Origin of the sequence: Variovorax paradoxus B4, from assembly GCF_000463015.1 — a bacterium.
Classification (GTDB): domain Bacteria; phylum Pseudomonadota; class Gammaproteobacteria; order Burkholderiales; family Burkholderiaceae_C; genus Variovorax; species Variovorax paradoxus_E.
The window spans coordinates 4,163,801-4,186,822 of sequence record NC_022247.1 but is presented as its reverse complement, the minus strand read 5'-3'; the positions used below and the strand labels follow the sequence as shown (position 1 = coordinate 4,186,822).

General features: G+C 69.4%; 19 protein-coding genes. 4 read left to right on the top strand and 15 right to left on the bottom strand.

Annotated features, from left to right (window positions below; translation table 11 throughout):
* Positions 1-43 precede the first annotated feature (43 nt).
* Entirely contained in the window at positions 44-859 is an 816-nt protein-coding gene (locus tag VAPA_RS19490; RefSeq protein WP_021008479.1) for an IclR family transcriptional regulator, read from the top strand.
* A gap of 36 nt (positions 860-895) precedes the next feature.
* Here the strand turns inward: VAPA_RS19490 and VAPA_RS19485 are convergent, their stop codons facing one another.
* The 9 genes from VAPA_RS19485 to VAPA_RS19445 all read right to left on the bottom strand — a co-directional run bounded on the left by VAPA_RS19485 (position 896) and on the right by VAPA_RS19445 (position 11,615).
* Positions 896-1,918 carry a DUF2272 domain-containing protein gene (locus VAPA_RS19485; RefSeq protein ID WP_021008478.1) on the bottom strand — a complete coding sequence of 341 codons (1,023 nt, stop codon included), beginning with the start codon at positions 1,916-1,918 and terminating at the stop codon, positions 896-898.
* Between the two features lie 51 nt (positions 1,919-1,969).
* The gene (locus tag VAPA_RS19480; RefSeq protein WP_021008477.1) at positions 1,970-2,773 is read right to left on the bottom strand and encodes a sulfite exporter TauE/SafE family protein; all 804 of its coding nucleotides are present in this window, start codon (positions 2,771-2,773) and stop codon (positions 1,970-1,972) included.
* A 61-nt stretch (positions 2,774-2,834) separates the two neighbouring features.
* On the bottom strand, positions 2,835-4,355 hold the full coding sequence (locus tag VAPA_RS19475; protein WP_021008476.1) for an AMP-binding protein: 1,521 nt from the start codon (positions 4,353-4,355) through the stop codon (positions 2,835-2,837).
* Positions 4,356-4,357: 2 nt separating this feature from the next.
* Complete coding sequence (gene sauS / locus VAPA_RS19470; RefSeq protein ID WP_021008475.1) at positions 4,358-5,797, bottom strand: acylating sulfoacetaldehyde dehydrogenase; 1,440 nt, start codon at positions 5,795-5,797, stop codon at positions 4,358-4,360.
* Positions 5,798-5,815: 18 nt separating this feature from the next.
* Complete coding sequence (locus tag VAPA_RS19465; protein WP_021008474.1) at positions 5,816-6,808, bottom strand: tripartite tricarboxylate transporter substrate binding protein; 993 nt, start codon at positions 6,806-6,808, stop codon at positions 5,816-5,818.
* Positions 6,805-7,614, bottom strand: coding sequence for an IclR family transcriptional regulator (locus VAPA_RS19460; protein WP_021008473.1), 810 nt, complete (start codon positions 7,612-7,614; stop codon positions 6,805-6,807). Before VAPA_RS19460 ends, VAPA_RS19465 begins: the two co-directional genes overlap by 4 nt.
* A gap of 407 nt (positions 7,615-8,021) precedes the next feature.
* Positions 8,022-9,773 carry a cobaltochelatase CobT-related protein gene (locus VAPA_RS19455; protein ID WP_021008472.1) on the bottom strand — a complete coding sequence of 584 codons (1,752 nt, stop codon included), beginning with the start codon at positions 9,771-9,773 and terminating at the stop codon, positions 8,022-8,024.
* On the bottom strand, positions 9,770-10,753 hold the full coding sequence (locus VAPA_RS19450) for an AAA family ATPase (protein WP_021008471.1): 984 nt from the start codon (positions 10,751-10,753) through the stop codon (positions 9,770-9,772). The genes VAPA_RS19455 and VAPA_RS19450 overlap by 4 nt, the downstream gene beginning before the upstream one ends.
* 25 nt (positions 10,754-10,778) lie before the next feature.
* Positions 10,779-11,615, bottom strand: a complete 837-nt coding sequence (locus VAPA_RS19445; RefSeq protein ID WP_021008470.1) for an IclR family transcriptional regulator — start codon at positions 11,613-11,615, stop codon at positions 10,779-10,781.
* Between the two features lie 158 nt (positions 11,616-11,773).
* Between VAPA_RS19445 and xsc the strand changes: the two genes are divergently transcribed.
* Together xsc and VAPA_RS19435 are read left to right on the top strand one after the other, a co-directional pair.
* On the top strand, positions 11,774-13,597 hold the full coding sequence (gene xsc, locus VAPA_RS19440; protein WP_021008469.1) for a sulfoacetaldehyde acetyltransferase: 1,824 nt from the start codon (positions 11,774-11,776) through the stop codon (positions 13,595-13,597).
* A complete protein-coding gene (locus VAPA_RS19435) occupies positions 13,594-14,799 on the top strand; it encodes an acetate/propionate family kinase (protein WP_041946522.1) in 1,206 nt (401 codons plus the stop codon). Before xsc ends, VAPA_RS19435 begins: the two co-directional genes overlap by 4 nt.
* Here VAPA_RS19435 and VAPA_RS19430 read toward each other — a convergent pair.
* The 5 genes from VAPA_RS19430 to VAPA_RS19410 are packed head-to-tail and all read right to left on the bottom strand — an operon-like array spanning position 14,783 to position 19,284.
* Positions 14,783-15,775: a Bug family tripartite tricarboxylate transporter substrate binding protein gene (locus VAPA_RS19430; RefSeq protein ID WP_021008467.1), complete on the bottom strand. Its 993-nt coding sequence runs from the start codon at positions 15,773-15,775 to the stop codon at positions 14,783-14,785. The genes VAPA_RS19435 and VAPA_RS19430 overlap by 17 nt on opposite strands.
* A gap of 46 nt (positions 15,776-15,821) precedes the next feature.
* Complete coding sequence (locus tag VAPA_RS19425; RefSeq protein ID WP_041946167.1) at positions 15,822-16,823, bottom strand: Ldh family oxidoreductase; 1,002 nt, start codon at positions 16,821-16,823, stop codon at positions 15,822-15,824.
* The gene (locus tag VAPA_RS19420; protein WP_021008465.1) at positions 16,820-17,749 is read right to left on the bottom strand and encodes a hydroxyacid dehydrogenase; all 930 of its coding nucleotides are present in this window, start codon (positions 17,747-17,749) and stop codon (positions 16,820-16,822) included. The genes VAPA_RS19425 and VAPA_RS19420 overlap by 4 nt, the downstream gene beginning before the upstream one ends.
* A gap of 25 nt (positions 17,750-17,774) precedes the next feature.
* Positions 17,775-18,950, bottom strand: a complete 1,176-nt coding sequence (locus tag VAPA_RS19415; protein ID WP_021008464.1) for a UxaA family hydrolase — start codon at positions 18,948-18,950, stop codon at positions 17,775-17,777.
* Positions 18,951-19,002: 52 nt separating this feature from the next.
* Entirely contained in the window at positions 19,003-19,284 is a 282-nt protein-coding gene (locus VAPA_RS19410) for a UxaA family hydrolase (RefSeq protein WP_021008463.1), read from the bottom strand.
* Positions 19,285-19,410: 126 nt separating this feature from the next.
* Here VAPA_RS19410 and VAPA_RS19405 point away from each other — a divergent pair, with 126 nt between their 5' ends.
* The gene (locus VAPA_RS19405) at positions 19,411-20,181 is read left to right on the top strand and encodes a GntR family transcriptional regulator (protein WP_021008462.1); all 771 of its coding nucleotides are present in this window, start codon (positions 19,411-19,413) and stop codon (positions 20,179-20,181) included.
* Between the two features lie 9 nt (positions 20,182-20,190).
* On the opposite strand, the gene VAPA_RS19400 is transcribed toward VAPA_RS19405, so the two are convergent.
* Entirely contained in the window at positions 20,191-22,995 is a 2,805-nt protein-coding gene (locus VAPA_RS19400) for an ExeM/NucH family extracellular endonuclease (protein ID WP_080666816.1), read from the bottom strand.
* Positions 22,996-23,022: the final 27 nt, after the last annotated feature.

The window sequence follows — 23,022 nt, the reverse complement described above, 5'->3', positions numbered from 1 at the left end:
ATGTTTTTCGGAACGCAATGTTCCATTTTTAAGGTTTACCCGCATGCCACGTTCCGCGCGCCCCGCAGCCGCCGTGTCTTCGCCATCGCTTTCCGTGCCCGCCGCGGAGGAGTCCGCCTCCGGCTCGTCGGCCGAGCGCAGCCTGCGCCTGCTGGCCTTGCTGGCCAGCGAAGGCCGCCCCCTCACGCTCGCCGACCTGGCCGCGCAGCTGGGGCTGCCCAAGGGCACGGCGCACCGCATCTGCACCCAGCTGCTGGCCACCGGCTTCCTGGCGCGCGACGTGGACGAGCGTTCGTTCAGCGTCGGCCCCGCGCTGCGCAAGCTGGCCTTCGACACCCTGAACCACGGCACGGTGCGCGGCCTGCGGCACGAGGTGCTGTCCGAACTCGTGCGGCAGGTGGGCGAGACCTGCAACCTCACCACGCTCGACGGTGCCCAGGTGCTGTACCTCGACCGCGTGGAGGCGCAGTGGCCGCTGCGGCTCACGCTCGATGTCGGCTCGCACGTGCCGCTGCACTGCACCGCGAGCGGCAAGCTGTTCCTCGCGCAAATGCCGAAGAAGGAGCGCGACGCGCTCATCGACCGGCTGCCGCTTGCGCGCATGACGGCCAACACGCTCGTCAAGGCCGATGCGCTGCGCACCGAATGCGATGCGATCGCCAAGCGCGGCTACTCGCGCGACTGCGAGGAATTCATCGCGGGGTTGGTGGCCGTGGCGGTGCCGGTGCGCGACGCGGCCGGGCAGGTGCGCGCGGCGCTCGCGGTGCATGCGCCGACCGCGCGCATGTCGATGGAAGAGGCGGTGAAGCGCATCGATGCGCTCAAGGCCGCCGCGGAGCGCATGGGCACGCTGCTCTGAGCCCGGGCCTGGGCCTTTCGCCGCCTGTGCGCCGCGTCAGCGCCACTGCAGCAGCAGCGACCACGGCTGCCAGCTCATGTGGCGCTCGGTGCAGTCCGCAGCGCCGATGGTGCAGCCGTCGGGCAGGTAGCTGGGATCGAGGGTCTGCGTGCCGGGCGCGAAGTCCAGCCGCCTGCGCGTGACCGACTGCAGCACATTGCCGCCGATGGTGTCGAAGCCCCGCTCGTCGACCTTCACCACCACGTCGCAATGCATCGGCAGCGGCTCGCCGCCCGTGGCCCGCGTTGCCAGCACGGCGCCGATCTTTTCGAAGCTGTCGAGCTCCGATGCCGCGCCGCGCGTGTGGCAGGCTAGGTCGCCCACGCGTGGCGGCGTGCGCGCGAGGTCGCAGGCGCGCATCGCGTAGCGCGTCTCGTGGCCGGCCGCTTCGGCGGCGCCGGCCTGCCAGGCGGCGCCCGCGTAGTCCGCATGCGCTTCCGAGAACACGAACTCGTCCGCGCCCAGCCCCGCCTGCTGCGCGAGCCAGCTCATGAAGGCCGCCGACCATGGCGTGTCGATCGCCGCCACGCGGTTCACCGCGGTGGCCATCGCGCGCAGCTCGGCCGCGTCGAGGCCCTGGTCCGGCCCCACGCCCAGCCCCTGCAGGTGCGAGGCGCTGGCCTGGCTGAGCGCCTGCAGCAGCAGCGTGCGGTCGGCCGGCCGCAGCGCGCCGAAGCGCACCAGCGAAGGCAGCGGGGTGCGGGGCTGTTCGACCGCCTCCCAGTAGCCGAGCACGCGCTGCCACGGCGCGGGGGTGGCGAGCGTGGGGCGCGAATCCTCGGCCTCGGAACGGCCGGACTCGACGAGCCGGCCTTCGGCGTCCATCGTCTGCGCGCCGAAGGCCTCGTGCTCGCGCTGTGCGGCGGTGGCCATCGCCAGGGCGCGCGGGGGTGGCGGCGTCCGCGCGGCGGTGTCCGGGCATGCCGATTCGGCGGCGGCACCTGCCGATGCGAGCAGAAGCACCGTGGCCGCCGCCAGTGCGCGTCCCGGTGGCCGAGAAAAGAATGAAGAAGACAGCATGTCGCGCGCAGCATAGCCAGGGCAGGACGTTGCCGTGCAGGATCTTGCCGGTCAGGCCGTTGCCAGCGAGACAACCGAGCGCGCCACGCTCACCGCCGCCAAGGCCACCAGCAGGCTCAGCACATGCCGGCGGAACTGCGTGGGCGACACGCCCTTGAACGAGCGCTGGCCCCACCAGACGCCGGCCAGCATCGCGGGCGCGAGCCACAGCGCCCACTTCAGCGTGCCGGCCCCGAGCAGGTGGCCCGACGCGGCATGCGCGGCCGTGGGCATGAGCGCGGCGCTTGCGAGCGACACCACGTCGCTGAAGAGCAGCAGCGCGATCATGGTGGCGCGCAGCGCGGCCGGCGCCATCGCGGTGGTGCTCAGCAGCACCGCAATGGCAATACCGCCGATGGCCGCCACGCCGTTGATGAAGCCCGAGACCAGCCCGGCCGCGAAGCGCACCGCGCGCGTGGGCACGAGCGTGGCCCGGGTGCCGGCGCGCAGCAGCAGGGCCGCGGCCATCAGCAGCGCGCCGATCAGCAGGCGCAGCGGCGTTTCGGGCAGCCAGGCCAGCAACGCGACCCCGAGCGGAATGAACAGCAGGTTGCCCAGCATCAGCCAGCCGAGCCAGGGCATGTCGACGTCGCGTGCAATGCCGCGCAGCTGGCTCAGGCTTGCGAGGATCTCGAGCATGAAGATGGCCGGCACCACGAGCGCAGGCGACACCACGAGAGAGAGCCCCGCCACGGTGACGGCCGAGAAGCCGAAGCCCGCGAAGCCGCGCACCACGCCGGCCGCGAACACCACGCAGAGGCTGTAGGCGAGCAGCGCCGGCGCCAGCGGCGGCACCAGCAGTTCCGCCGCGATCACCGAATAACCTCCGCGCTGCGCGCTTCGGTGCGAGCCGCCTTCGGAGCGGCCGGGCGGCGGCTCATGCAGCGAAAAGCGGCAGCAGCTTCAAGCGCTGCACCTTTCCGGAAGGCCCGCGCGGCAGGTCCGTGACAAAGCGGTAGTGGCCTGGCGCCTTGTAGCGGCCGAGCACGTCGGCGCAGAAGGCGCGCAGCTCGTCTTCGCTGCAGGCGCAGCCGTCGCGCAGCACGATGCACACGCCGATCTCCTGGCCGTAGTGGCGGTCGGGCACGCCCACCGCCGCGGCCTCGAGCACGGCGGGATGCCGCAGCAGCGCCTCGTCGATCTCGCGCGGCGCAATGTTCTCGCCGCCCTTGATGATCAGTTCCTTGATGCGGCCGGTCACGAAGAAGAAGCCATCGGCATCGCGGTGGCCGAGATCGCCGGTGCGCAGCCATCCGTCGGGCGTGAAGCTGGCGCGGGTGGCTTCCTCGTTCTTGTAGTAGCCGCGCATCACGTTGGCGCCGCGAATGGCCAGCTCGCCGGTGGTGCCGTCGGGCACCTCGGCCAATGCGGCATCGATGACGCGCGCCTCGCAGCCCGAGGCGCGGCCCACCGAGCCCAGCTTGCGCAGCGCGGGATCGAGCGGGTTCGAAAAAGACGGCGCCGCGGTTTCGGTGAGGCCCATGGTCTCGACGATGCCGATGCCGAACTTCTGCTCGAAGGCGCGGTGGTGCTCCGGCGGCAGCGCGGCCGATGCCGAGCGGCAGAAGCGGATGGAAGCGGTCTGCGAGGGCGGCGGCTCCTCGCCTTCGAGCAGGTACGAGATCATCGTGGGCACCACGTTGATCCAGCTGCACCCCGTTCCCGAGGCCTGCTCCCAGAAGCGCCCGGCCGAGAACTTCGGCGGCATCGCGAGGCTGCCGCCATGGGCGAGCGGCGCGAGCATGGTCACGGCAAAGGCGTTGATGTGATAGAGCGGCAGCACGGCCAGCACGCGGTCGGCGGGCTGCAGCGCATGCTCGGCGCTGATCGCATGCGCGTTGGCCGCGAGGTTGCCTTGCGTGAGCATCACGCCCTTGGGCATGCCGGTGGTGCCCGAGGTGTACATCAGAAGGGCCACGTCGCCGGCGGCGGGGGGTGCAACCTCCTGCGAAGGCGTTGCCTGCGCCTCGCCCGGCAGCGCATCGGTGTCGGGGCCGGCCACCAGCACCTCGACCGGCCGGCCGATGCCCTCGAGCATCGCGCGCACGCGTGCCTCCCATTCGGGCGCGACGCACACCACGCGGCAATCCGAATGCGCGAGCACGTAGCGCATCTGCTCGGGCTGCGACAGCAGGTTGACCGGGTTCACGCACATGCCGCCGTGCATGGCGCCGAGCAGCAGGCGCAGCGTCTGCAGGCCATTGGGCATGACCACCGACACCGTGTCGCCCGGCCGCGCGCCATGCGCGTGCAGCACCGCCGCCACCGTGCGGCAGCCGCGCGCGAGCTCGCCGAAGCCGATGCTGCCGCGTCCGCCTTCGGTGGAAAGCGCATACACCGCCTGCGGCTGCGCCGCCGCCTGCAGTTCGATCAGCTCATGAACGGTGGAAGCCACCACGCTCAGCCCGCACCGTATTCGGCGAAGAAGGCGCCGAAGATGTCGTCCTCGCTGGGCACCCGCTCCGGAATCGGCCGCGACACGCGCGTGATGTTCAGGTAGTGCCGGTAGTTCATGTTGTCGGAGAAGTTGTTCTTGCCCCAGGTGCCGCAGCCCATCGACAGCGAGAACGGCAGGCCGTTGTCGAAGCTGCCGCCGGTGGCAATGCAGTGCGCCTGGTCGACGATCACGCGCGACACCGGCAGCGTGAGGCCGAGCGTCAACGCGCGTTCGGGCACCGTGCTGTGCAGGCCGACCGAATGGCCCGCGCCTTCGTAGGCGTAGATGCGCGCGACCGTGGCGGCAGCTTCGTCGAAGTCGCGTGCGGAATAGATTGCCAGCACCGGGCTCAGCTTCTCGCCCGAGAACGGATGCTCGTGGCCCACGCCGTCCTCGGCCACCATGAGGATGCGCGGATTTCTCGCCGCAATGGCCAGCCAGCCCTCGCGGTTGGCGCCGTCGAGGGCGGCTGCGCGCTCGGCGATCATGCGCGCCGACTGGCCGATGACGGCAGGAGAGAGCTTGCCGCCCGGCCACATCAGCGACTGCAGCGTGGCCTTCTGTGCAGCCGCGAGCATGAGCGCGCCGCGGTCCTTCAGCGCCGAGAGCATCTGCGCGCGCACCGCATCGACGACGACCAGGCTGTTCTCCGACGAGCAGCTGGTCGCGTTGTCGAAGGTCTTGGACAGCAGGATGCGATCGGCCGCCGCGTTCACGTCGGCCGTTTCGTCGACGATGCCCGCCACGTTGCCCGCGCCCACGCCGAAGGCCGGCGTGCCGCTGGCATAGGCTGCGCGCACGTTGGCCTGCGAGCCGGTGGCCACCACCAGGTCACACAGGCGCATCAGCTCGGCCGTCGACTGCTTGTTGACCGGCGAGGGCAGCAGCTGCACCAGGTCGCGCGGCGCGCCGATGCGGTCGAACTGCGCATGGATGAACTCGATCAGCCGCGCGGCCGTCGACCAGCCCTTGGGCGAGGGCGCCACGATGACTGCGTTGCGCCCCTTGAGCGCGTTGATGATCTTGTTGGCAGGCGTCGCGCCCGGGTTGGTGGACGGCGTGACCGCGCACACCACGCCCACGGGCCGCGCGATCTCGACGATGCCGCGCGCCGGGTCTTCGCCGATCACCCCCACCGAGCGCGCGCCCTGCAGGTCGCGCAGCAGGCCGAAGGTCTTGCGGTGGTTCTTGCGCACCTTGTCCGGGGCGTTGCCCACGCCGGTGTCGGCCACCGCCAGCTCGGCCAGTTCGCGGTTGCGCGCCGGCTCGATGATGGCCCAGCCCGCGGCCACCACGGCGGTGTCGACCTGCGCCTGCGACCAGGTTTCGTAGATGCGCTGCGCGGCGCGGGCGCGCGCCACCAGTTCGGCGATGGGGGAAGAGGGTGCGGATGAGTTTTCCATGGGTCTGTCTGTTGCTGGTCAATCCACCTTGATGCTGGCTTCTTTTGCAAGCTTCTGCCAGCGCACGAGTTCCGTGGTCACCACCTTGCCCAGTTGCTCCGGCGTGCCGCCGACGCCTTCGCTGCCCTGTGCCAGCAGCTTGTCGCGGATCTCGGGTTCCTTGACCACCGTGTTGATGACGCGGTTGAGCCTGTCGATGGTGGGCTGCGGCGTCTTCGCGGGCACGAACACCGCGTACCAGGAGTCGACGTCGAAATCGGCAATGCCCGCTTCCTGCATCGTGGGCACGTCGGGGAAGGCGGCGCTGCGCTTGGTGGTCGACACCGCCAGCGCCTTGAGCTTGCCGGCCTTCACGAACTGCGCGGCCGCGGGAATCGATACCCACAGCAGCGGTACCTGCCCGCCCATCACGTCGGTCACGGCCGGGCCGCCGCCGCGGTAGGGGATGTGCGTCATCTGGGTGCCGGTGCGCAGCTTCAGCAGCTCGCCCGCCAGGTGCCCGGGAGAGCCGTTGCCCACCGAGGCGAAGGAAAGCGATCCCGGCTTGGCCTTGGCGAGCGCCACCAGTTCGGCCACCGTATTGGGTGCGAACTGCGTGTTGGCCACCAGGATCTGCGGCAGCGAGGCGACCAGGCCCACGGGCGCGAAGTCTTTCGCGGTGTCGAACGAGAGCTTGGTGTAGATCGCCGGGTTGATGGTGTGCGAAGACAGCGTGAACAGCACCGTGTAGCCGTCGGGTGCGGCCTTGGCCACGATCTCGGTGCCGATGGAGCCGGCCGCGCCGCCGCGGTTGTCGATGAGCACCTGCTGGCCGAGCAGCGACGAGAAGCGCTCCTGCACGATGCGCGCGATCACGTCGGTGCCGCCGCCGGGCGGGTACGGAACGATGAGCCGAATCGGCTTGTTGGGATAGTCGGTGCCGTTTTGCGCCTGCACGGCAAAAGGCGCTGCCAGGGTGGTGGCCGCCAGCAGCGCGGCGCGCAGCCAGGGGGCGAGGAACAACAGCTTCATCCGAGTCTCCTTCTCCTTGTGGTGGATGTCGGCAGCGGCGCCGCCGGCACCGGGCTTGCCCGGTAGCCCAGCGTGACGCTCGCGTCGCGCGCGCAGGCCATGAGGCGGTCGGCCAGCCCGCGCGCCTGCGTCCGCGCGAAGCGGATCGAGGGCACGCTCATGCCGACGGCCGCGATCGCTTCGCCGCGCGCGTTGAACACCGGCACGCCGAGACCGCAGACGCCGAGGCGCCATTCCTCGCGGTTTTCCGCATAGCCGCGAACGCGCGTGCGTTCGAGTTCCGAGAGAAGGGCATCGAAGCTGGTGATGCTGTTCTTCGTGTGCGCCGCGAGCGTGCCGAGGCGCTCGTGCAGCGCGGAAAGGTCCGGCGCGGCCGCGGCGAGCAGGGCCTTGCCCGAGGCCACGCAATACGCGGCCGCCCGGCCGCCGATGCGCGAATAGGCAGCCACGGGCAGGGGGCTGTCGAACTTGTCGAGGTAGACGATCTCGGCGCCGTCGAGCACTGCAAGGTGGATGGTCTCGCCGGTCTGCTGCGCCAGTGCCGCGAGGTGCGGCCGCAGCAGCGAACCCATGTCGGTGGCCTCGGAAACCAGCGCGCCGAGCTCGAACAGGCGCAGGCTCGGGCGGTAGGCGCTGGTGTCCGGGTCCTGCACGGCCCAGCCGCATTCGACCAGCGTCTGCAGCGTGCGGTGCGCATTGCTGCGCGCCATGCCGAAGGCCTGGGCCAGGTCGGTGACGCGGCAGTCGCGCTGTTGCCGCGTCATCCATTCGATGGCGGCAAGGCCCTTGGCGAGGGTGGAATCCATGAGGCTCTGGGTGTTCCAAATATTGGAACGTTGTTCCTGGATATGAGACGCGATGTTTGGACTGATCGGTCGTTTTGTCAATCGGGGACTTGGATGTAGGTCTAAACGTTTCATGTTTTTTCAGGGCGAGTGCACAGGCCACCGGGTACTCCCCTCCGCGAATGTCCCCCGCCTTCGGCTCCTCCTTGATTTCGCTGCGGGGAGCACCCGATGCCCTGTGCACCAGGGCACGCTGCCGGTGCATCGCTGATCAACAACCGCTCCGCATAACGCTCCCGCCGATGGGGTGCCTTGCGCAGCGAAATCAAGGGGGAGGCCGCAGGCCGGAGGACATTCGCGGAGCAAGGTACCCCGTCGGCGGGAGCGCGCCCCGAACAGCAGCGTCCCGGTAGGCAGCAAACAGGCAATCAGCGCCGATGCCGCCCCGCCATCAAGTCGATCACCTCGCGAAAGATGGTGTTGCCGGTGGAGGCAGCAAGGTCCAGCACATGGCTGCGGCTGTAGTACGGGCTCAGATCGAGCCCGACGCCAATGCCCGCGATCTCGATGTCGCGCCGCTGCTCCTGCCGCGCCACCACGTCGCGCAAGTGGTGGTCGAGGTAATGCGCGTCGTTGGCCAGGTGCGTCGCGCTGTCCATCGGCGAGCCGTCTGAAATCACCAGCAGCAGCTTGCGCGCCTCCGGCCGCTGGCGCAGGCGCGCGCAGGCCCAGTCGACCGCCTCGCCGTCGATGCCTTCGCGGAACAGGTCGGCCTTCAGCAGCGCCGCCATCGCGGGCCGTGCGCGGCGCCAGGGCGTGGCGGCGGCCTTGAAGACGATGTGGCAGCGCTCGTTGAGGCGGCCCGGCTGAGGCGGTTTGCCGGCGCGCACCCACTCGCGCTGCGCGCGGCCGCCGTTCCATGCGCCGGTGGTGAAGCCCAGCACCTCGCTGGCCGCGCCGGCCTGCTCGAGCGCGCGCGCGAACACGTCGGCCATCATCGCGACCGATTCGGCATGCTCCTTCATCGAACCCGAGCAGTCGATCAGGAGCGTCACGATGCAGTCGGCCACCGGCTCGAGGTGCTCGGTGCGGAACAGCCGGCGCTCGGTTGGCGAAGCCACCAGCTGCGCGAGCCGGCGGCCGTCGATCAGGCCTTCTTCCTGGCCGCCATCCCAGCCGTCGCGCGTGGGGTCGGCCAGCAGCGCACGCAGCTCGCGCGCCAGGCGGGCGATGTTCACGCCCTGCACGGCGATGCGGCGGTCGAGCTTCTCGCGGTGGCCCGCCAGCACTTCCTTGCGTGCGAGCGTGGCGGCGTCGTGCTCGCGGTCGTAGGCATCGGAGAAGACGCGATACGCGCCGCCCGCGTCGTCGAGCACCGCGCTGCGGCCCGACTCGGCGGTGGTGAAGCGCTCGACGATCTCGCGGTCCATGTCGGCGACGAGCATGAACACGCTGCGCTTGTCGTCCACGTGCGGGTCGTGTGCGTCGCTGCTGTCTTCGCCGGCCTCGTGCAGCATCGTGGCGACGGTGCGCGCGATGGCGAGTGCATGCACGGCGTAGGCGGCTTGGTCCGCACGGTCGCGGCGAAGGCCCGCGAGTGCGTGGCCGATCAGCGGTGCAAGGTGAAAGCGCGTGGCTTCGAGCATGTCCTCGGTTTCTTCCACCACCTGCTGGCCGCTCACGCGGGCGCGGCAGATCTGCGCCACGGCGTAGAGCAGCAGGCCGCGTGCGGTGTCGGTCAGGCCCGAGTGGTGGAAGGCCAGCGACCACTGTTCATGGCGGTGACGCAGGTTGCGGCGCATGCCCGCCATGACGTCGGGCGCCATGGCTTCGGCGCGGAACTGCTCGAGCATCTCGAACAGCATGCGCTCGACCGGATCCTCGGGCCGCAGGCTTTCGTGCAGCGCGGCATCGGACACCGTGAGCCGCAGTGCCAGGCCATCGGCCACGCCACGAAAGGAGGCGAAGTCGTCGGTCTCGGGCGAAGGGTGCAGGTGCGGTGCGAACCACGGCAGCGCCACGCGGCCGCGGTGCAGGCGCCGTCCGCGAAAGTGCAGGTCGCGCTCGCCGCTGAAGGCCCGCACCACGCCCGCGCAGAGTTCGGCGACCTGCTCCTCCTGCCGCACGCGGCGCTGCATGGCGCTGGCCGATGCAGTGGCGGGGGCAGGCGCGTCGGTCATTCGTGCGAACCCGAGGACAGCTGGTGCGACTCCTTCAGTTCCTGGTCGAAGCAGCGCTGGAAGTACTCGGCCACGAGCGGCCGCTCCGCGTCGTCGCACTTGTTGACGAAGGACAGGCGAAACGCCAGCGCCGGGTTCTTGAAGATCTCGACGTTCTCGGCCCAGGTGATCACGGTGCGCGGCGACATCAGCGTCGAGAGGTCGCCCGCCGCGAAGCCCTTGCGCGTGAGATCGGCCACGGCCACCATCGATGCCACCAGCTGGCGGCCCGCCTCGTCGGCCAGCGAAGGCACGCGCGCCTGCACGATCGCGATTTCTTCGCCGGCCGGCAGGTAGTTGAGCGAGGCCACGATGTTCCAGCGGTCGATCTGCGCATGGTTGAGCCGCTGTGCGCCGTGGTACAGGCCGTTGAGGTTGCCCAGGCCCACCGTGTTGGCGGTGGCGAAGAGGCGAAAGAAGGGGTGCGGCCGCAGCACCCTGTTCTGGTCCATCAGCGTGAACTTGCCGCCCTGCTCCAGGATGCGCTGGATCACGAACATCACGTCGGGCCGGCCCGCGTCGTACTCGTCGAACACCAGCGCCACCGGCCGCTGCAGCGACCACGGCACGATGCCTTCCTGGAACTCGGTGACCTGCTGGCCTTCGCGCAGCACCACCGCGTCCTTGCCCACGAGGTCGAGCCGGCTGATGTGGCCGTCGAGGTTCAGGCGCACGCAGGGCCAGTTCAGCCGCGCCGCCACCTGCTCGATGTGGGTCGACTTGCCGGTGCCGTGCAGCCCCTGCACCATCACGCGCCGGTCGCGCATGAAGCCCGCGAGGATGGCGAGGGTCACGTCGGGGTTGAAGCGGTAGACCGCGTCGACCTCGGGCACGTGGTCGTCGCGTTCGCTGAAGGCGGGCACCTGCAGCTCGGTGTCGATGCCGAACACCTCGCGCACGCTCAGCATGCGGTCGGGCCGAAGGTCTGCGATGTCGGTCACGATGGGTTTTCCAGGATGGAGTGAGTCAGGCCTGCGCGCGGCTGGTGGTGCCCGCATCGGCATCGATGCGGCTCAGCGCCTCTGCGGCGCGCTGCAGGGCGGGCAGCAGCGTCTTCGCCTTCGCGGCATCGAGCCGCATGACCGGCGCCTGCACCGCGATGCACAGGTTCGAGGGGCCGTCGTCTCCCGAAGGCACCAGCGCCGCAATGCACAGCAGGCCGGGCAGGAACTCTTCGTTGTCGATGGCGTAGCCGTCCTTGCGCACGCGCTGCACTTCCTTTTCGAGCGCGTCGGGGTCGGTGAGCGTCCTGGGCGTGTAGGGCTCCAGCGGCGCGTTGGAGAGCAGGCGGCGGCGCTGCGCCGCGCTCATCTGCGCGAGAAAGATCTTGCCGCTGGCCGAGCAGTGCACCGGCACGCGCGAGCCCGAGTGCAGGTAGAAGCGCAGCGGCGCGGCGGTTTCCACGCGGTCGAGGTACACCACCTCGCTGCCCGAGAGCGCGGTGAGGTTGCAGCTCTCGCCGATTTCTTCCACCAGTTGACGCAGCACCGTATGGCGCGCACCGTGGAGGCTGTCGTTGAGCAGCAGGTTCTCGGCCAGCCGCCGCAGCCGCGTGCCGATGCCGTAGTGGCGCCCGTCGCCCTCGCGCTGCAGGAGGCCCGCGCCTTCGAGCTGCTGGAGCATGCGGTGCAGGGTGGGCTTGGGCATGCCGGTCTCTTCCACCAGGCCCTGCAGCGAGTAGCGCTGGTCCTTGGCGGCCATGACTTCGAGCAGCCCGAACAGGCGCATGGTGGGCGTGTCGCCCGACGCCGGCTCAGGGATTTCGGGCGCAAGCCCTTTGACGATCTTCATGGGCCGGATCATAGTCTTTTTACAAAAAACAAGACAAGACGTACCGATTTTTGTAAATTGTTTGACGCCGAGGCCTTGCCGTCCTATATTCCGCCGGAAAGAAATTCGGAACAACCGGTTCCGACTTTTGAAACCCGCCGACCGCCTCATTCCTTCAGGAGACGCCTTCCATGAGCCAGAAGCAACCCGCCGCACCCACCCGCGAAGCCGTCGCCGGCGTGCAGAAGATGACGCCCTCCGAGGCCTTCGTCGAAACCATGGTCGCCAACGGCGTGACCGACATGTTCGGCATCATGGGCTCGGCCTTCATGGACGCGATGGACATCTTCGCGCCCGCCGGCATCCGCCTGATCCCGGTGGTGCACGAGCAGGGCGGCGCCCACATGGCCGACGGCTATGCGCGCGTGTCGGGCCGCCACGGCGTGGTGATCGGCCAGAACGGCCCCGGCATCAGCAACTGCGTGACGGCCATCGCGGCCGCCTACTGGGCGCACAGTCCGGTCGTGATGATCACGCCCGAGACCGGCACCATGGGCATGGGCCTCGGCGGCTTCCAGGAAGCCAACCAGCTGCCGATGTTCCAGGAGTTCACCAGGTACCAGGGCCACGTGAACAACCCCAAGCGCATGGCCGAGTACACGGCGCGCTGCTTCGACCGCGCCATCTCCGAGATGGGCCCGACGCAGCTCAACATTCCGCGCGACTATTTCTATGGGGAGATCACCACCGAGATCCCGAAGCCCATGCGCGTGGAGCGCGGTTCGGGCGGCGAGAACAGCCTGAACGCGGCCGTCGAGCTGCTGGCCTCGGCGAAGTTTCCGGTCATCCTCTCGGGCGGCGGCGTGGTGATGGGCGATGCGGTCGAAGAATGCAAGGCCCTGGCCGAGCGCCTGGGCGCCCCCGTGGCCAACGGGTATCTCCGCAACGACTCCTTCCCCGCGAGCCATCCGCTTGCCGCGGGCCCGCTGGGCTACCAGGGTTCCAAGGCCGCGATGAAGCTGATCGCGCAGGCCGACGTGGTGCTTGCGCTCGGCTCGCGCATGGGCCCCTTCGGCACCTTGCCGCAGCACGGCATGGACTACTGGCCGAAGGACGCGAAGATCATCCAGGTGGAAGCCGACCACACCAACCTCGGGCTCGTGAAGAAGATCACCGTCGGCATCCACGGCGACGCCAAGGCCACGGCCAATGAACTGCTCAAGCGGCTGGCCGGCAAGACGCTCGCCTGCGACGCCACCAAGTCCCAGCGCGCTGAAAAGATCAAGGCCGAAAAGGCCGCGTGGGAAAAAGAGCTCGACGAGTGGACCCACGAGCGCGACCCCTTCAGCCTCGACGCCATCGAGGAGGCCAAGGGCGAGAAGACGCCCACCGGCGGCAGCTACCTGCACCCGCGCCAGGTGCTGCGCGAGCTCGAGAAGGCCATGCCGCCGCGCGTGATGGTCTCCACCGACATCGGCAACATCAACGCCATTGCCAACAGCTACCTGCGTTTCGAGGAGCCGAGGAGTTTCTTCGCGCCGATGAGCTTCGGCAATTGCGGCTACTCGCTGCCGACCATGATCGGCGCCAAGTGCGCGGCGCCCGACCGCCCGGCCGTGGCCTATGCCGGCGACGGCGCCTGGGGCATGAGCATGGTCGAGATCATGACCGCCGTGCGCCACGACATTCCGGTCACGGCCGTGGTCTTCCACAACCGCCAGTGGGGTGCCGAGAAGAAGAACCAGGTCGACTTCTACAACCGCCGCTTCGTCGCGGGCGAGCTCGAGAGCGAGAGCTTCGCGGGCATTGCCAAGGCCATGGGCGCCGAGGGCATCGTGGTCGACAGGCTCGAAGACGTGGGCCCGGCACTGAAGAAGGCCATCGACATGCAGATGAACCAGGGCAAGACCTGCGTGATCGAGATCATGTGCACCCGCGAGCTCGGCGATCCGTTCCGCCGCGATGCGCTGGCCAAGCCGGTGCGCTTCCTCGAAAAGTACAAGGACTACGTCTGACCGATTCGCTGCTCACCCTCAACGCCGGGTCGTCCTCGATCAAGGCCGCGCTGTTCGAGGTGGCCGGCGAGGGCGACGCGCTGCCTGCTGCACGCTGGTCGGGCGAGGCCGACGGCCTGGGCGCGGGGCTCAAGGCGCGGCTGCGCATACGCGATGCCGAGGGCCGCACGCTGCACGACGCGGCGCTGGAAGGCGACAGCCGCTCGCACCAGGGCGCACTGGCCGCGCTGCTCGAATGGCATGCACAGCAGGGCGACGGCGGCCGCATCGCAGCGGTCGGCCATCGCATCGTGCATGGCGGCGCGAACTTCGTGGCGCCGGTGCGCATCGACGATGCGGTGCTTGCCGAACTGGCTGCGCTCGAGCCGCTTGCGCCGCTGCACCAGCCGCACAACCTCGCGGGCGTGCGTGCCGCCATGAAGGCTTTCGATGGCGTGCCGCAGGTGGCGTGCTTCGACACCGCCTTTCATTCGACCCAGCCCGATGTGAACCGCCGCTTCGCGCTGCCGCGTGCGCTGCACGATGCGGGCGTGCGGCGCTACGGGTTCCACGGCCTCTCCTACGAATCGATCGTGACGCAGTTCGCGCGACTGGCGCCGCAGCTCGCGCAGCAACGCGTGATCGTCGCGCACCTGGGCAACGGCGCGTCGATGTGCGGCATGGCCGAGGGTCGGTCGGTGGCAACCACGATGAGCTTCTCGCCGCTCGACGGCCTCACCATGGGCACGCGCTGCGGGCACCTCGATGCGGCCGTGGTGCTGTACCTGATGCGCTCGCACGGCATGTCGGCGGACGATGTAGAGAAGCTGCTGTTCCGCGAGTCGGGCCTGCTGGGGCTGTCGGGAATTTCCAGCGACATGCGCGAGCTGGAGGCTTCTGCCGCGCCCGCCGCCGCCGAGGCCATCACGCATTTCATCGAGCAGGTGGTGCAGCACATGGGCAGCCTGGCCGCGGCGCTGCGCGGTGTCGATGCCATCGTGTTCACCGGCGGCATCGGCGAGAACGCCGCCGCGCTGCGCGAGCGCATCCTTCTGCAGTGCGGCTGGCTCGGCCTTCGTGTCGACGCGGAGGCGAATCGCGCGGGCATGGCGCAACTCACCGCACCCGGGAGCGCCGTCAGCGCCTGGGTGCTGCGCACCGACGAAGAGGCCGTGATCGCGCGGCACACGGCGCGGCTGTTGCGGCTCAGCCGGGCTGGATAGACGCCGCCTTGATGACGTGCGCCCAGCGCGCGATCTCGTCGGCCAGGAAAGGCGCGAAGCGGTCCGGCCCGCGCGCATCGATCACGAAGCCCTGTTGGCGCATGCGCTCGTCCAGGCCGGGCTGCGTGAGGATCTTCACCACCTCCGCGCCCAGCTTCTGCACCGCGGCGTCGGGCATGCCGGCCGGCGCCATCATGCCGGTCCAGTTCTCGACCTGCAGCGCGGGCATGCCGGCTTCGGCGGTGGTCGGCACCTCGGGCAGCAAGGGGTAGCGGGCCTTGCTCGCGATCGCGAGCGCGCGCAGTTTTCCGCCCTTCACGTGCGCGATCGACTCCGGGATGTTCGAGAACACCACGTCGAGCTGGCCGCCGATGAGATCGGTGATGCATGGCGCGCCGCCCTTGTAGGGCACGTGCTGGATGGCCGACTTGTTCAGGTCGTTGAACAGCGCGAGCGTCAGGTGAGGCGGCGTGCCGTTGCCGCTGGAGCCGGCGTTGAGCTTGCGCTCCTTCGCCGCCGCGACCAGGCCCTTCAGGTCCTGGATGGGGCTGGCCACGGGCACCACGATCAGCATCGGGCTGCCGGCCAGCAGCGCCACCGGCCGCAGGTCCTTCTGGAAGCTGAACGGCGACTTCGGGAACAGCGTCACGTTGGCCGCGTGCGTCAGCGTGACCGCGAGCAGCGTGTTGCCGTCGGGCGGCGCCTTGGCCACCAGGTCGGCGCCGATCTGCCCGTTGCCGCCGGGCCGGTTGTCCACCAGCACGTTGACCTTCCAGCGCTCGCCCAGCTGCTGGCCGATCTGCCGCGCCATCACGTCCGTCAGGCCGCCCGGCGGAAAGGGCACCACGTAGCGCAGCGTGGCGTCCGGCCTGGGGTAGTCGCCGCCTTGCGCCCTGGCAAGCATCGGCATGAGCGAGCCCAGCGATCCCGTCGCCGCCAGGGCGGCGGTCCCCTGCATCCATTCGCGTCGTTTCATCGTGTTGTCTCCTGTTGTTGTGTAGGGTCGTGGCGATCGGTGGCGTCTACCTTCGCCACTGCGCGAGCAGCGCCTCGGGCACCTCGATGCCCTCCGCCTCGGCGCGCAGCCGCAGCTCCTCGCGCCGCGCGCCGGGCAGGCGCACGCCGTCGTCGCGCAGCATCTCGCCCACCAGCACCTCGACGCGGTCGAGGTAGCCCGCAGAGCCCGCGAGCGCGCCGGGGTCGATGACGATGAAGGCCTGGCCGATGCGCGGCCGGTTGCCGGCATCCTCGAAGAAGCTCGATGCCTCGAAGCCGAACTGCGCACCGATCAGCGCCGTGACCAGCAACTCGACCACCAGCGCCAGCATCGCGCCCTTGGGGCTCGTGGCCGCGCCGATGGGCAGCATCGAGCCTTCGAGCGCAGCCTGCGCGTCGGTGGTCGGCCGGCCGTTGCGGTCCACGGCCCAGCCGATCGGTATGGCCTTGCCTTGCTTCGCGGCCACCATGACCTTGCCGCGCGCCGCTTCCGAAAGGCTCAGGTCGATGGCGAGGGGCAGCGCATCGCGGCGCGGGAACATCGCCGCCACCGGATTGGTCCCGAAGATGGGATGGCGCCCACCGGCCGCCGGCATCGCGGCCGGCGAGTTGGCAAAGCCGAGCCCGACCATGCCGGCCTCGGCCACCGGCCGCAAATGGTCGACCACCACGCCGCAATGGTGGCTGCCCGTGACGCCCGCAATCGCAATGCCGAAGTCGCGCGCGCGGCCGATGGCCTCGGCAATGGCCATCTCGCAGGCGGCGAAGGCCAGGCCCTCGTGCGCATCGATCAGCGCCGCCGCGCCTTTCTGTCGGCGCAGCGTCGGCACCGCGTCGCCGTTCACCCGGCCGTTGCGCAGGTGCGTGGCGTACTGGGCCACGCGGGCGAGGCCGTGCGAGCCCAGGCCCTGCGCCTCGGCCAGCACCAGTGCGCGTGCGGCGGCCGCCGCCATCGCCTCGTTCGCGCCGGCCGCGCGCAGGGCCGTGGCCACGGCGCTCCGCGCTTGTGGAAGACTCATCGTCGTCACGGTTCCAGCGCCTCCAGCACCTTCTGTGCAATGAGGCTGCTTACGCGCTCGTTCGACTCGGCCGTCACGCCCGCGATGTGCGGTGTCAGCAGCAGGTTGGGGCAGTCCTCGAAATGCGGGCTGGCCGCGAGCGGCTCGGCATCGAACACATCGAGCGCTGCGCCGCCGAGCCGGCCTTCGCGCAGCGCAAGCGCCACGGCGGCTTCGTCGACGATGCCGCCGCGCGAGGTGTTGACGAGCACCGCGCCACCCTTCATGGCCGCGATGCGCGCCGCATGGAAGAGGTTGCGCGTGCTGTCCACCAGCGGCAGGTGCAGGCTCACCACGTCCGCCTGCGCCAGCAGCGCGTCGAGGCCCAGCGGCTGCGTGCCCGTTGCGCCGAAGGCCGGGTGGCTGCCGTCCATCATGGCATCGAAGGCCACCGTGCGCATGCCGAGCGCCTGCGCGAGCCGCGCCGTCAGCTGCCCGATGGCGCCGAAGCCGACCAGCCCGAGCGTCTTGCCCGAGAGCTCGCGCCCGTTCGACAGCGCGTTGCGCGGCCAGCGCCCCGCCGCCACCGCGGCGGTGGAGCCGTAGGCGCCGCGCAGCAGCATCATGGCGCTCGCAATCACGTACTCGGCCACGCTCAATGCATTGGCGCCCGTGGCCGGAATCACCCGGATGCCGCGCGCTTCGCAGCCCGCCACGTCGATGTTGTCGAGGCCCACGCCCAGGCGGCCCACCACCGTGCACTGCGTGAGCGCATCCAGCAGTTCGCCGCGCACCTGCGTGCGGTTGCGCACGATGAGCGCATGGGCCCACTTCGCTTCCTTGTAGAGCCGGGCGCCGTCGTCCACCAGCGCCACGTCGTGGAGAACGTCGTGCCGCTCGCGCAATTGCGCAACCGCGGCGGCGTCCATGAACTCCGCAATCACTATCCGCTTCATGATGCTTTCCGTTGCGCGGGCGCGCTCAGGCCGACTCGTACAGCCGCGTCATCACGAACTCGCGGTGGCCCAGCGCTTCCGCCGCGGTGAGCCGGCCGTTGGCGGTGCGCAGCATGCATTCGAGCAGCTGGTCGCCGGCCTGGTCGAGCGTCATCTCGCGCTGCAGCAGGCCCGAGGTGTCGACGTCGACGTGCTCGCTCATCAGCCGCACGGTGCGCGGGTTGGCGCAGATCTTGATGACCGGCAGGATCGGGTTGCCGATCACGTTGCCCTGGCCCGTGGGGAAGAAATGCACCGCGTAGCCCGACGCAGCACATAGCGTCACCATCTCGGCCGCCGCGCTGGACGAGTCCATGAACCACAGGCCCGGGCCGGTCGGCACCTCGGCCTTGTCGAGCACGCCGTCCACCATGCACTTCTTGCCGATCTTCTGGATGTTGCCCAGCGCCTTTTCCTCGATGGTCGTCAGGCCGCCCGCGATGTTGCCCTTGGTGGGCTGCGAGTCCGACAGGTCGCTGGTCTTGTGGCGGTTGATCATGTCCTGGTAGCGGTTGAACATGAACATGAAGCGCTCCTTCACGTCGGGCGTGCGGCAGCGGTCGGCCACGATGCGCTCGCCGCCGGTGATCTCGGAGGTCTCGCCGAACACCAGCGTGTTGCCAGTCTCGTAGAGCTTGTCGAAGGCGTTGCCCACGGTGGGGTTGGAGCCGCAGCCCGAGGTGGTGTCGCTCTCGCCGCACTTGGTCGAGACCCAGAGTTCGTGGATGCCGCAGGGCTCGCGCTGCTTCTCGCTGGCGGCCTGCACGAACTCGCGCGCCACCTTGCTCGCGCGCAGGATGGTGTCGTGGTCGCCGTGGCCCTCGATGCCGAAGCCGGCCACCGGCTTGCCCGTGGTGGCGATGCCGTCGACCACCTTCTGCGTCCAGCTGTCCTCGATGCCGATGACGACGACCGCCGCCACGTTCGGGTTGCAGCCCGCGCCGATCAGCGTGCGGAAGTGCAGCTCCAGGTCGGCGCCGAACTGCAGGCGGCCGTAGGGATGCGGAATGGCGAGCGCGCCCTTGATGTTGTGGGCCACCGCTTCGGCGGCCGCGTTGGAGAGATCGTCCAGCGGCAGGATGATGACGTGGTTGCGCACGCCGACGCGGCCGTTTTCGCGGCGGTAGCCGAGGAAGGTGGTGTCTTTGGAAATGACGGACATGCGGTTCTTTCGGATTCGTGGGTGATGTGGAATTGGCGAAGCGGGGCAGGGCCTACCAGCGCTTGGTCTTGATGTTCTGGACGTGCGCGTGTTCGCCGGCCTTGATCGGCGCCACCACCTTGCCCATGTCGATGCCGTACTTCCACACCGTGTCGCCGGTTGCCATGTCCTTGAGCGCGACCTTGTGGCCGATCGGAATGTCCTGGCGCGCATCGACGCTGGTCATGCGGTCCTCGTCCATGATCCAGCCGCTGAGCGACATGCCGGCCTTGACGCCTTCCACCACCACGACCGCGACCGTGTCCTTCGCGTCGTGCAGAACGAAATGAATCATCGTTGTCTCCTGTTGTGACTCGCTGAGAATTTGCAGCCGGGCCAGTGTCCGAGTGCGCGTCTCCGCATGTCAAACAGGTCATATGAATGACTTGGATGAATCGCGATGCGGCCACCACAATGCGCCATGCCCCGCTCGACAGACATCTCCGCGTTCGAACCGATTCCCGCCGAGTCGGCGGGCGCGCCGCTCTACCGGCTCGTCAAGCGTTCGCTGCTGCGCGCCATCGAGTCGGGGCGCTGCGCGGCCGGCAGCGTGCTGCCGAGCGAGAGCGAGCTGGCGGCGGCGCTCGGCGTGTCGATCGGCACGCTGCGCCACGCGACCGACGATCTCGTGGCCGAGCACATCCTCGTGCGGCGGCAGGGGCGCGGCACCTTCGTTGCGGTGCACAACGACGATCGCTTCATGTTCCAGTTCTTCCATGTGGAGCGCAGCGACGGCCTGCGGCAGGCGCCGCAGGTGGAGTTCGTCGCCTTCGAGCGCGTGCGCATGGACGAGGAGCCCGCGCAGGCGCTGGGCCTGCGAACGGGCGAGCCGGCCATCCAGATCGACAACCGGCTGCTGCTGCAGGGCAGGGCGGTGATCCACGACCGGCTCACGCTGCCGGCGCTGCTCTTCAAGGGCCTGACCGAGAAGCGCTTTCGCGAGCGGCCGAGCACCATTTACCACCTCTACCAGACCGAGTTCGGCATCACCGTGACGCTGGCGCGCGAGCGCGCACGCGCGATGGCGGCCGACCGCAGCGTGGTGCGCATCCTGGGCGTGGCGCCGGGCGCGCCGGTGATGGAGGTGCGGCGCACCGCGCTCACCTTCGGCGACAAGCCGGTGGAGTACCGCGTCTCGACCATCAACACGGCGCAGTACGAGTACGTGCACCTGCTGTCGCGGCCGGCCTGAGGGCCGCGCTCAATTCACCGAGTGCGCGCCCAGGTCGGAGGAGGTGTCCACCGGAAAACTGTCCCATTGCAACGACGGATCGAACGCGGCGCCTGCGTCGGCATCGCCCGCGGTGATGCCGGGCTTGCGGCGCAGGGTCTGGTCCTGCGTGCCGACGCCGCCGCCGGTCCAGGCCGTTCCGGGGTCCACGCCGAGCTGGCCGAACCGGTCGACGACCACGCCGGATTTTTCGAGCGTCAGCGCATCGTCGCCGTTGAAGTTGGCGACGCCGCTGGTGATCGTGCCGGTCGGCTTGAAGGCCGCCGCGGCACTGGCGTTGGCCAGCACCAGCACACCGCCGGCCGGCAGCGAGCCGGTCAGCGGGAGGGAGTTGGTCGGCGCGGTCGCGCCGTTCGCATACAGCTTGACGGTGTACAGGCTCAGGTCCACGGCCGCCGCGGTCGGGTTGTAGATCTCGATCACTTTGTTGTTCGACGTGCCTTCCACATATTCGCTGAAGAACAGCTCGTGGTCCGCCGGCGGCGTCACCACCACCACGGTGCTGACGTTCACGCTGCCTGATTGGGTGGCGGTCTGGCCGGCGGAGTTGGTCAGCGTGACCGCGACGTTGAAGGTGCCGGCAGCCGCATAGGTGTGGGTGACGGTGCCCGTGCCCGGCGCAGTGGTGGCGGCGGTGCCGTCTCCCCAATCGACTGCAAGAGAAGACAGCGTGGTCGAGCCGCCGGGCAGCGCTTCCGAGATGTTCACGCTGTAGGTTTCGCCGACCTTGACGGCCACAGGTATCGACGCGGTGACGATGGGCTGCGTCACTGCCGCATCGGCAGCCAGAGTCAGGCCGACGAGCACGGGGTCATGGTCCGACGCCCGGAAGGGCGTGGGCGCATAGCGGTCGTCGGTGGTGAAGTCGGTGTTGTAGTCGAGCGCGGTCGGCTCGTCGGCGTTGATATGCCACACGCTCACGCCGCTGACCTGCGCGCCCAGCGACGCCGAAGCATAGGCATGGTCCAGCGCGCCGGTCTCGCCGCCGAAGACGTAGGTGTAGCGGTCGTTGGCGGCCATGCGCTTGAGCAGGCTCTCGTTGCCGGCGGCTTCCAGCTCCCTGGTCGGGTCTTCCAGCAGGTAGCTGTTGAAGTCGCCCATCATCAGCACGTCGGATTCGCCCATGAGCTTGAGCTTGCCGACAAAGCTGTTCAGCGCCTTCGCCTGCTGGACGCGCGCCAGGTTGAAGCAGCCCTGGCCCAGGTCGATGTCGCCCGTGGCGGGGCAGCTGCCCTTGCTCTTGAAGTGGTTGACCACGAACCAGAAGCCGCCGTTGTTGCCCACCGCGCTGAAGCGCTGCGCTAATGGCGGCCGTCCGCTGGCCGCGGTGTAGTCGGCCAGGTCCGCGCCGGTCGGGAGAACCGCGTTGCCGACGCGCTGGACCTTGGCGGGCTTGTACAGGATGTCGACCTTGATCGCATCCGTGCCGAACACGCCGCTGTTGACCGCGGCATAGGTGCCCGCGCCCACCTTGGCGTTGAGGGCCGCCAGCAGATCGCTCGTTGCCACGTCGGTGTTCTGGATCTCCATCAGTCCCACCACGTCGGCGTCTAGGCCCGCGATGGCGGCCACGATCTTGGCCTGCTGCCGCTCGAACTCGTTGCGGTTGTTGGCGCCGCGGCAGTTGGCCGCGGATGCGGGACCGGTGCCGAACGAACAGCCCTGGCCCGTCAGGCCCGAGGCGGTTTCCCCATTCTGGAACGTGGTGAAGTAGTTGAGCACGTTGAAGCTGGCCACCTTGAGCGAGCCGCCGACCACCGGCGCGGTCGCCGGGCGCGCATTGGCCTGCGCGAACACGGGCGCCACCGTGGGCTGGATGCGGTAGGCGCCGAAGTTGTGGCTCAGGATACCGGTCAGCTTCTGCGTCGTGTCGCCCATCCGCCGGGTGCCGTCGGTGCCGGCCGCGCTCAGGTAGGGAATGGGACTCGGGTTCTGGCGCGAGGACCCGTCGTCGAGCACGATGCGCGAGAGCAGGTTCTGCGCATGCGTGGCCGCCGTGTTGCCGTTGGTGGCATTGAACTGCCGCCCGTTCAAGGCCAGCACCATCTGCCCATAGCGGCCCAGCTCGAACATGTCCGTCACGGCCAGGGGCTGCGAAATCTCGACCAGCATGCCTTCATAGCGCTCCAGCGCGGCGTCGTCCGCCACCGGCAGCGTGACCTGTGTCGGGGCGAGGGCAACGCCGCTGCCGCAGATGCTGATGGCCACCGGGTCCTGGGCCGTGCCGGCAATCTGCGTGATGCTGTCGGGCTTGGGCCCGGCACCCGCGGTCTGGCCGAACTCTGTCACCACGCCGGAGACCTGGATGAAGTCGCCCGCCGCCACACGGGTGGCGTTGCCCGGCGCGTAGACGAAGATGCCTTCGGAGGTCAGCGGATCGGCATCGGGCACGAGCTGCTGCACGAAAAAGCCATTCAGCTTCACGCTTGTCGAGCCGGTGTTCTGGAAGTCACCCACGACCACGCCACGCACGGTCACGGCTTGCGTCGCCAAGGGACTGGTGTCACCCGTGCCCTGGATGGATGAAATGGGCGCGAGGGGCGCATTGGCCGGGACGGTGGCGGCACATGTGGGCGCGACAGGCGGCTCCGCGCCCGGCGGTGGCGTGTCTGGCGATGGCGGGGTGCCGGGCGGCGCGCTGCCTGCCGGTGGCGGGGGGATCAGCGAGAAGGAGGCCCCGCCGTTGCCGCCGCCGCCGCAAGCGGTCAGTGCGACGACCAGTGCCAGGGCCAGGGCCTTGAGCTGGCGGAACGGTCTCGATGCTGGAGATGTCATGGGAATTTTCTGGATGAAAGAGGGGGA

What these genes read in the sequence shown, in the direction of transcription:
- VAPA_RS19415 (WP_021008464.1), bottom strand. Translation starts at nt 18,950, where the DNA reads ATGTCCGTCATTTCCAAAGACACCACCTTCCTCGGCTACCGCCGCGAA.
- VAPA_RS19405 (WP_021008462.1), top strand. Translation starts at nt 19,411, where the DNA reads ATGCCCCGCTCGACAGACATCTCCGCGTTCGAACCGATTCCCGCCGAG.
- VAPA_RS19490 (WP_021008479.1), top strand. Translation starts at nt 44, where the DNA reads ATGCCACGTTCCGCGCGCCCCGCAGCCGCCGTGTCTTCGCCATCGCTT.
- VAPA_RS19410 (WP_021008463.1), bottom strand. Translation starts at nt 19,284, where the DNA reads ATGATTCATTTCGTTCTGCACGACGCGAAGGACACGGTCGCGGTCGTG.
- VAPA_RS19485 (WP_021008478.1), bottom strand. Translation starts at nt 1,918, where the DNA reads ATGCTGTCTTCTTCATTCTTTTCTCGGCCACCGGGACGCGCACTGGCG.
- VAPA_RS19465 (WP_021008474.1), bottom strand. Translation starts at nt 6,808, where the DNA reads ATGAAGCTGTTGTTCCTCGCCCCCTGGCTGCGCGCCGCGCTGCTGGCG.
- VAPA_RS19445 (WP_021008470.1), bottom strand. Translation starts at nt 11,615, where the DNA reads ATGATCCGGCCCATGAAGATCGTCAAAGGGCTTGCGCCCGAAATCCCT.
- VAPA_RS19460 (WP_021008473.1), bottom strand. Translation starts at nt 7,614, where the DNA reads ATGGATTCCACCCTCGCCAAGGGCCTTGCCGCCATCGAATGGATGACG.
- xsc (WP_021008469.1), top strand. Translation starts at nt 11,774, where the DNA reads ATGAGCCAGAAGCAACCCGCCGCACCCACCCGCGAAGCCGTCGCCGGC.
- VAPA_RS19420 (WP_021008465.1), bottom strand. Translation starts at nt 17,749, where the DNA reads ATGAAGCGGATAGTGATTGCGGAGTTCATGGACGCCGCCGCGGTTGCG.
- sauS (WP_021008475.1), bottom strand. Translation starts at nt 5,797, where the DNA reads ATGGAAAACTCATCCGCACCCTCTTCCCCCATCGCCGAACTGGTGGCG.
- VAPA_RS19455 (WP_021008472.1), bottom strand. Translation starts at nt 9,773, where the DNA reads ATGACCGACGCGCCTGCCCCCGCCACTGCATCGGCCAGCGCCATGCAG.
- VAPA_RS19430 (WP_021008467.1), bottom strand. Translation starts at nt 15,775, where the DNA reads ATGAAACGACGCGAATGGATGCAGGGGACCGCCGCCCTGGCGGCGACG.
- VAPA_RS19400 (WP_080666816.1), bottom strand. Translation starts at nt 22,995, where the DNA reads ATGACATCTCCAGCATCGAGACCGTTCCGCCAGCTCAAGGCCCTGGCC.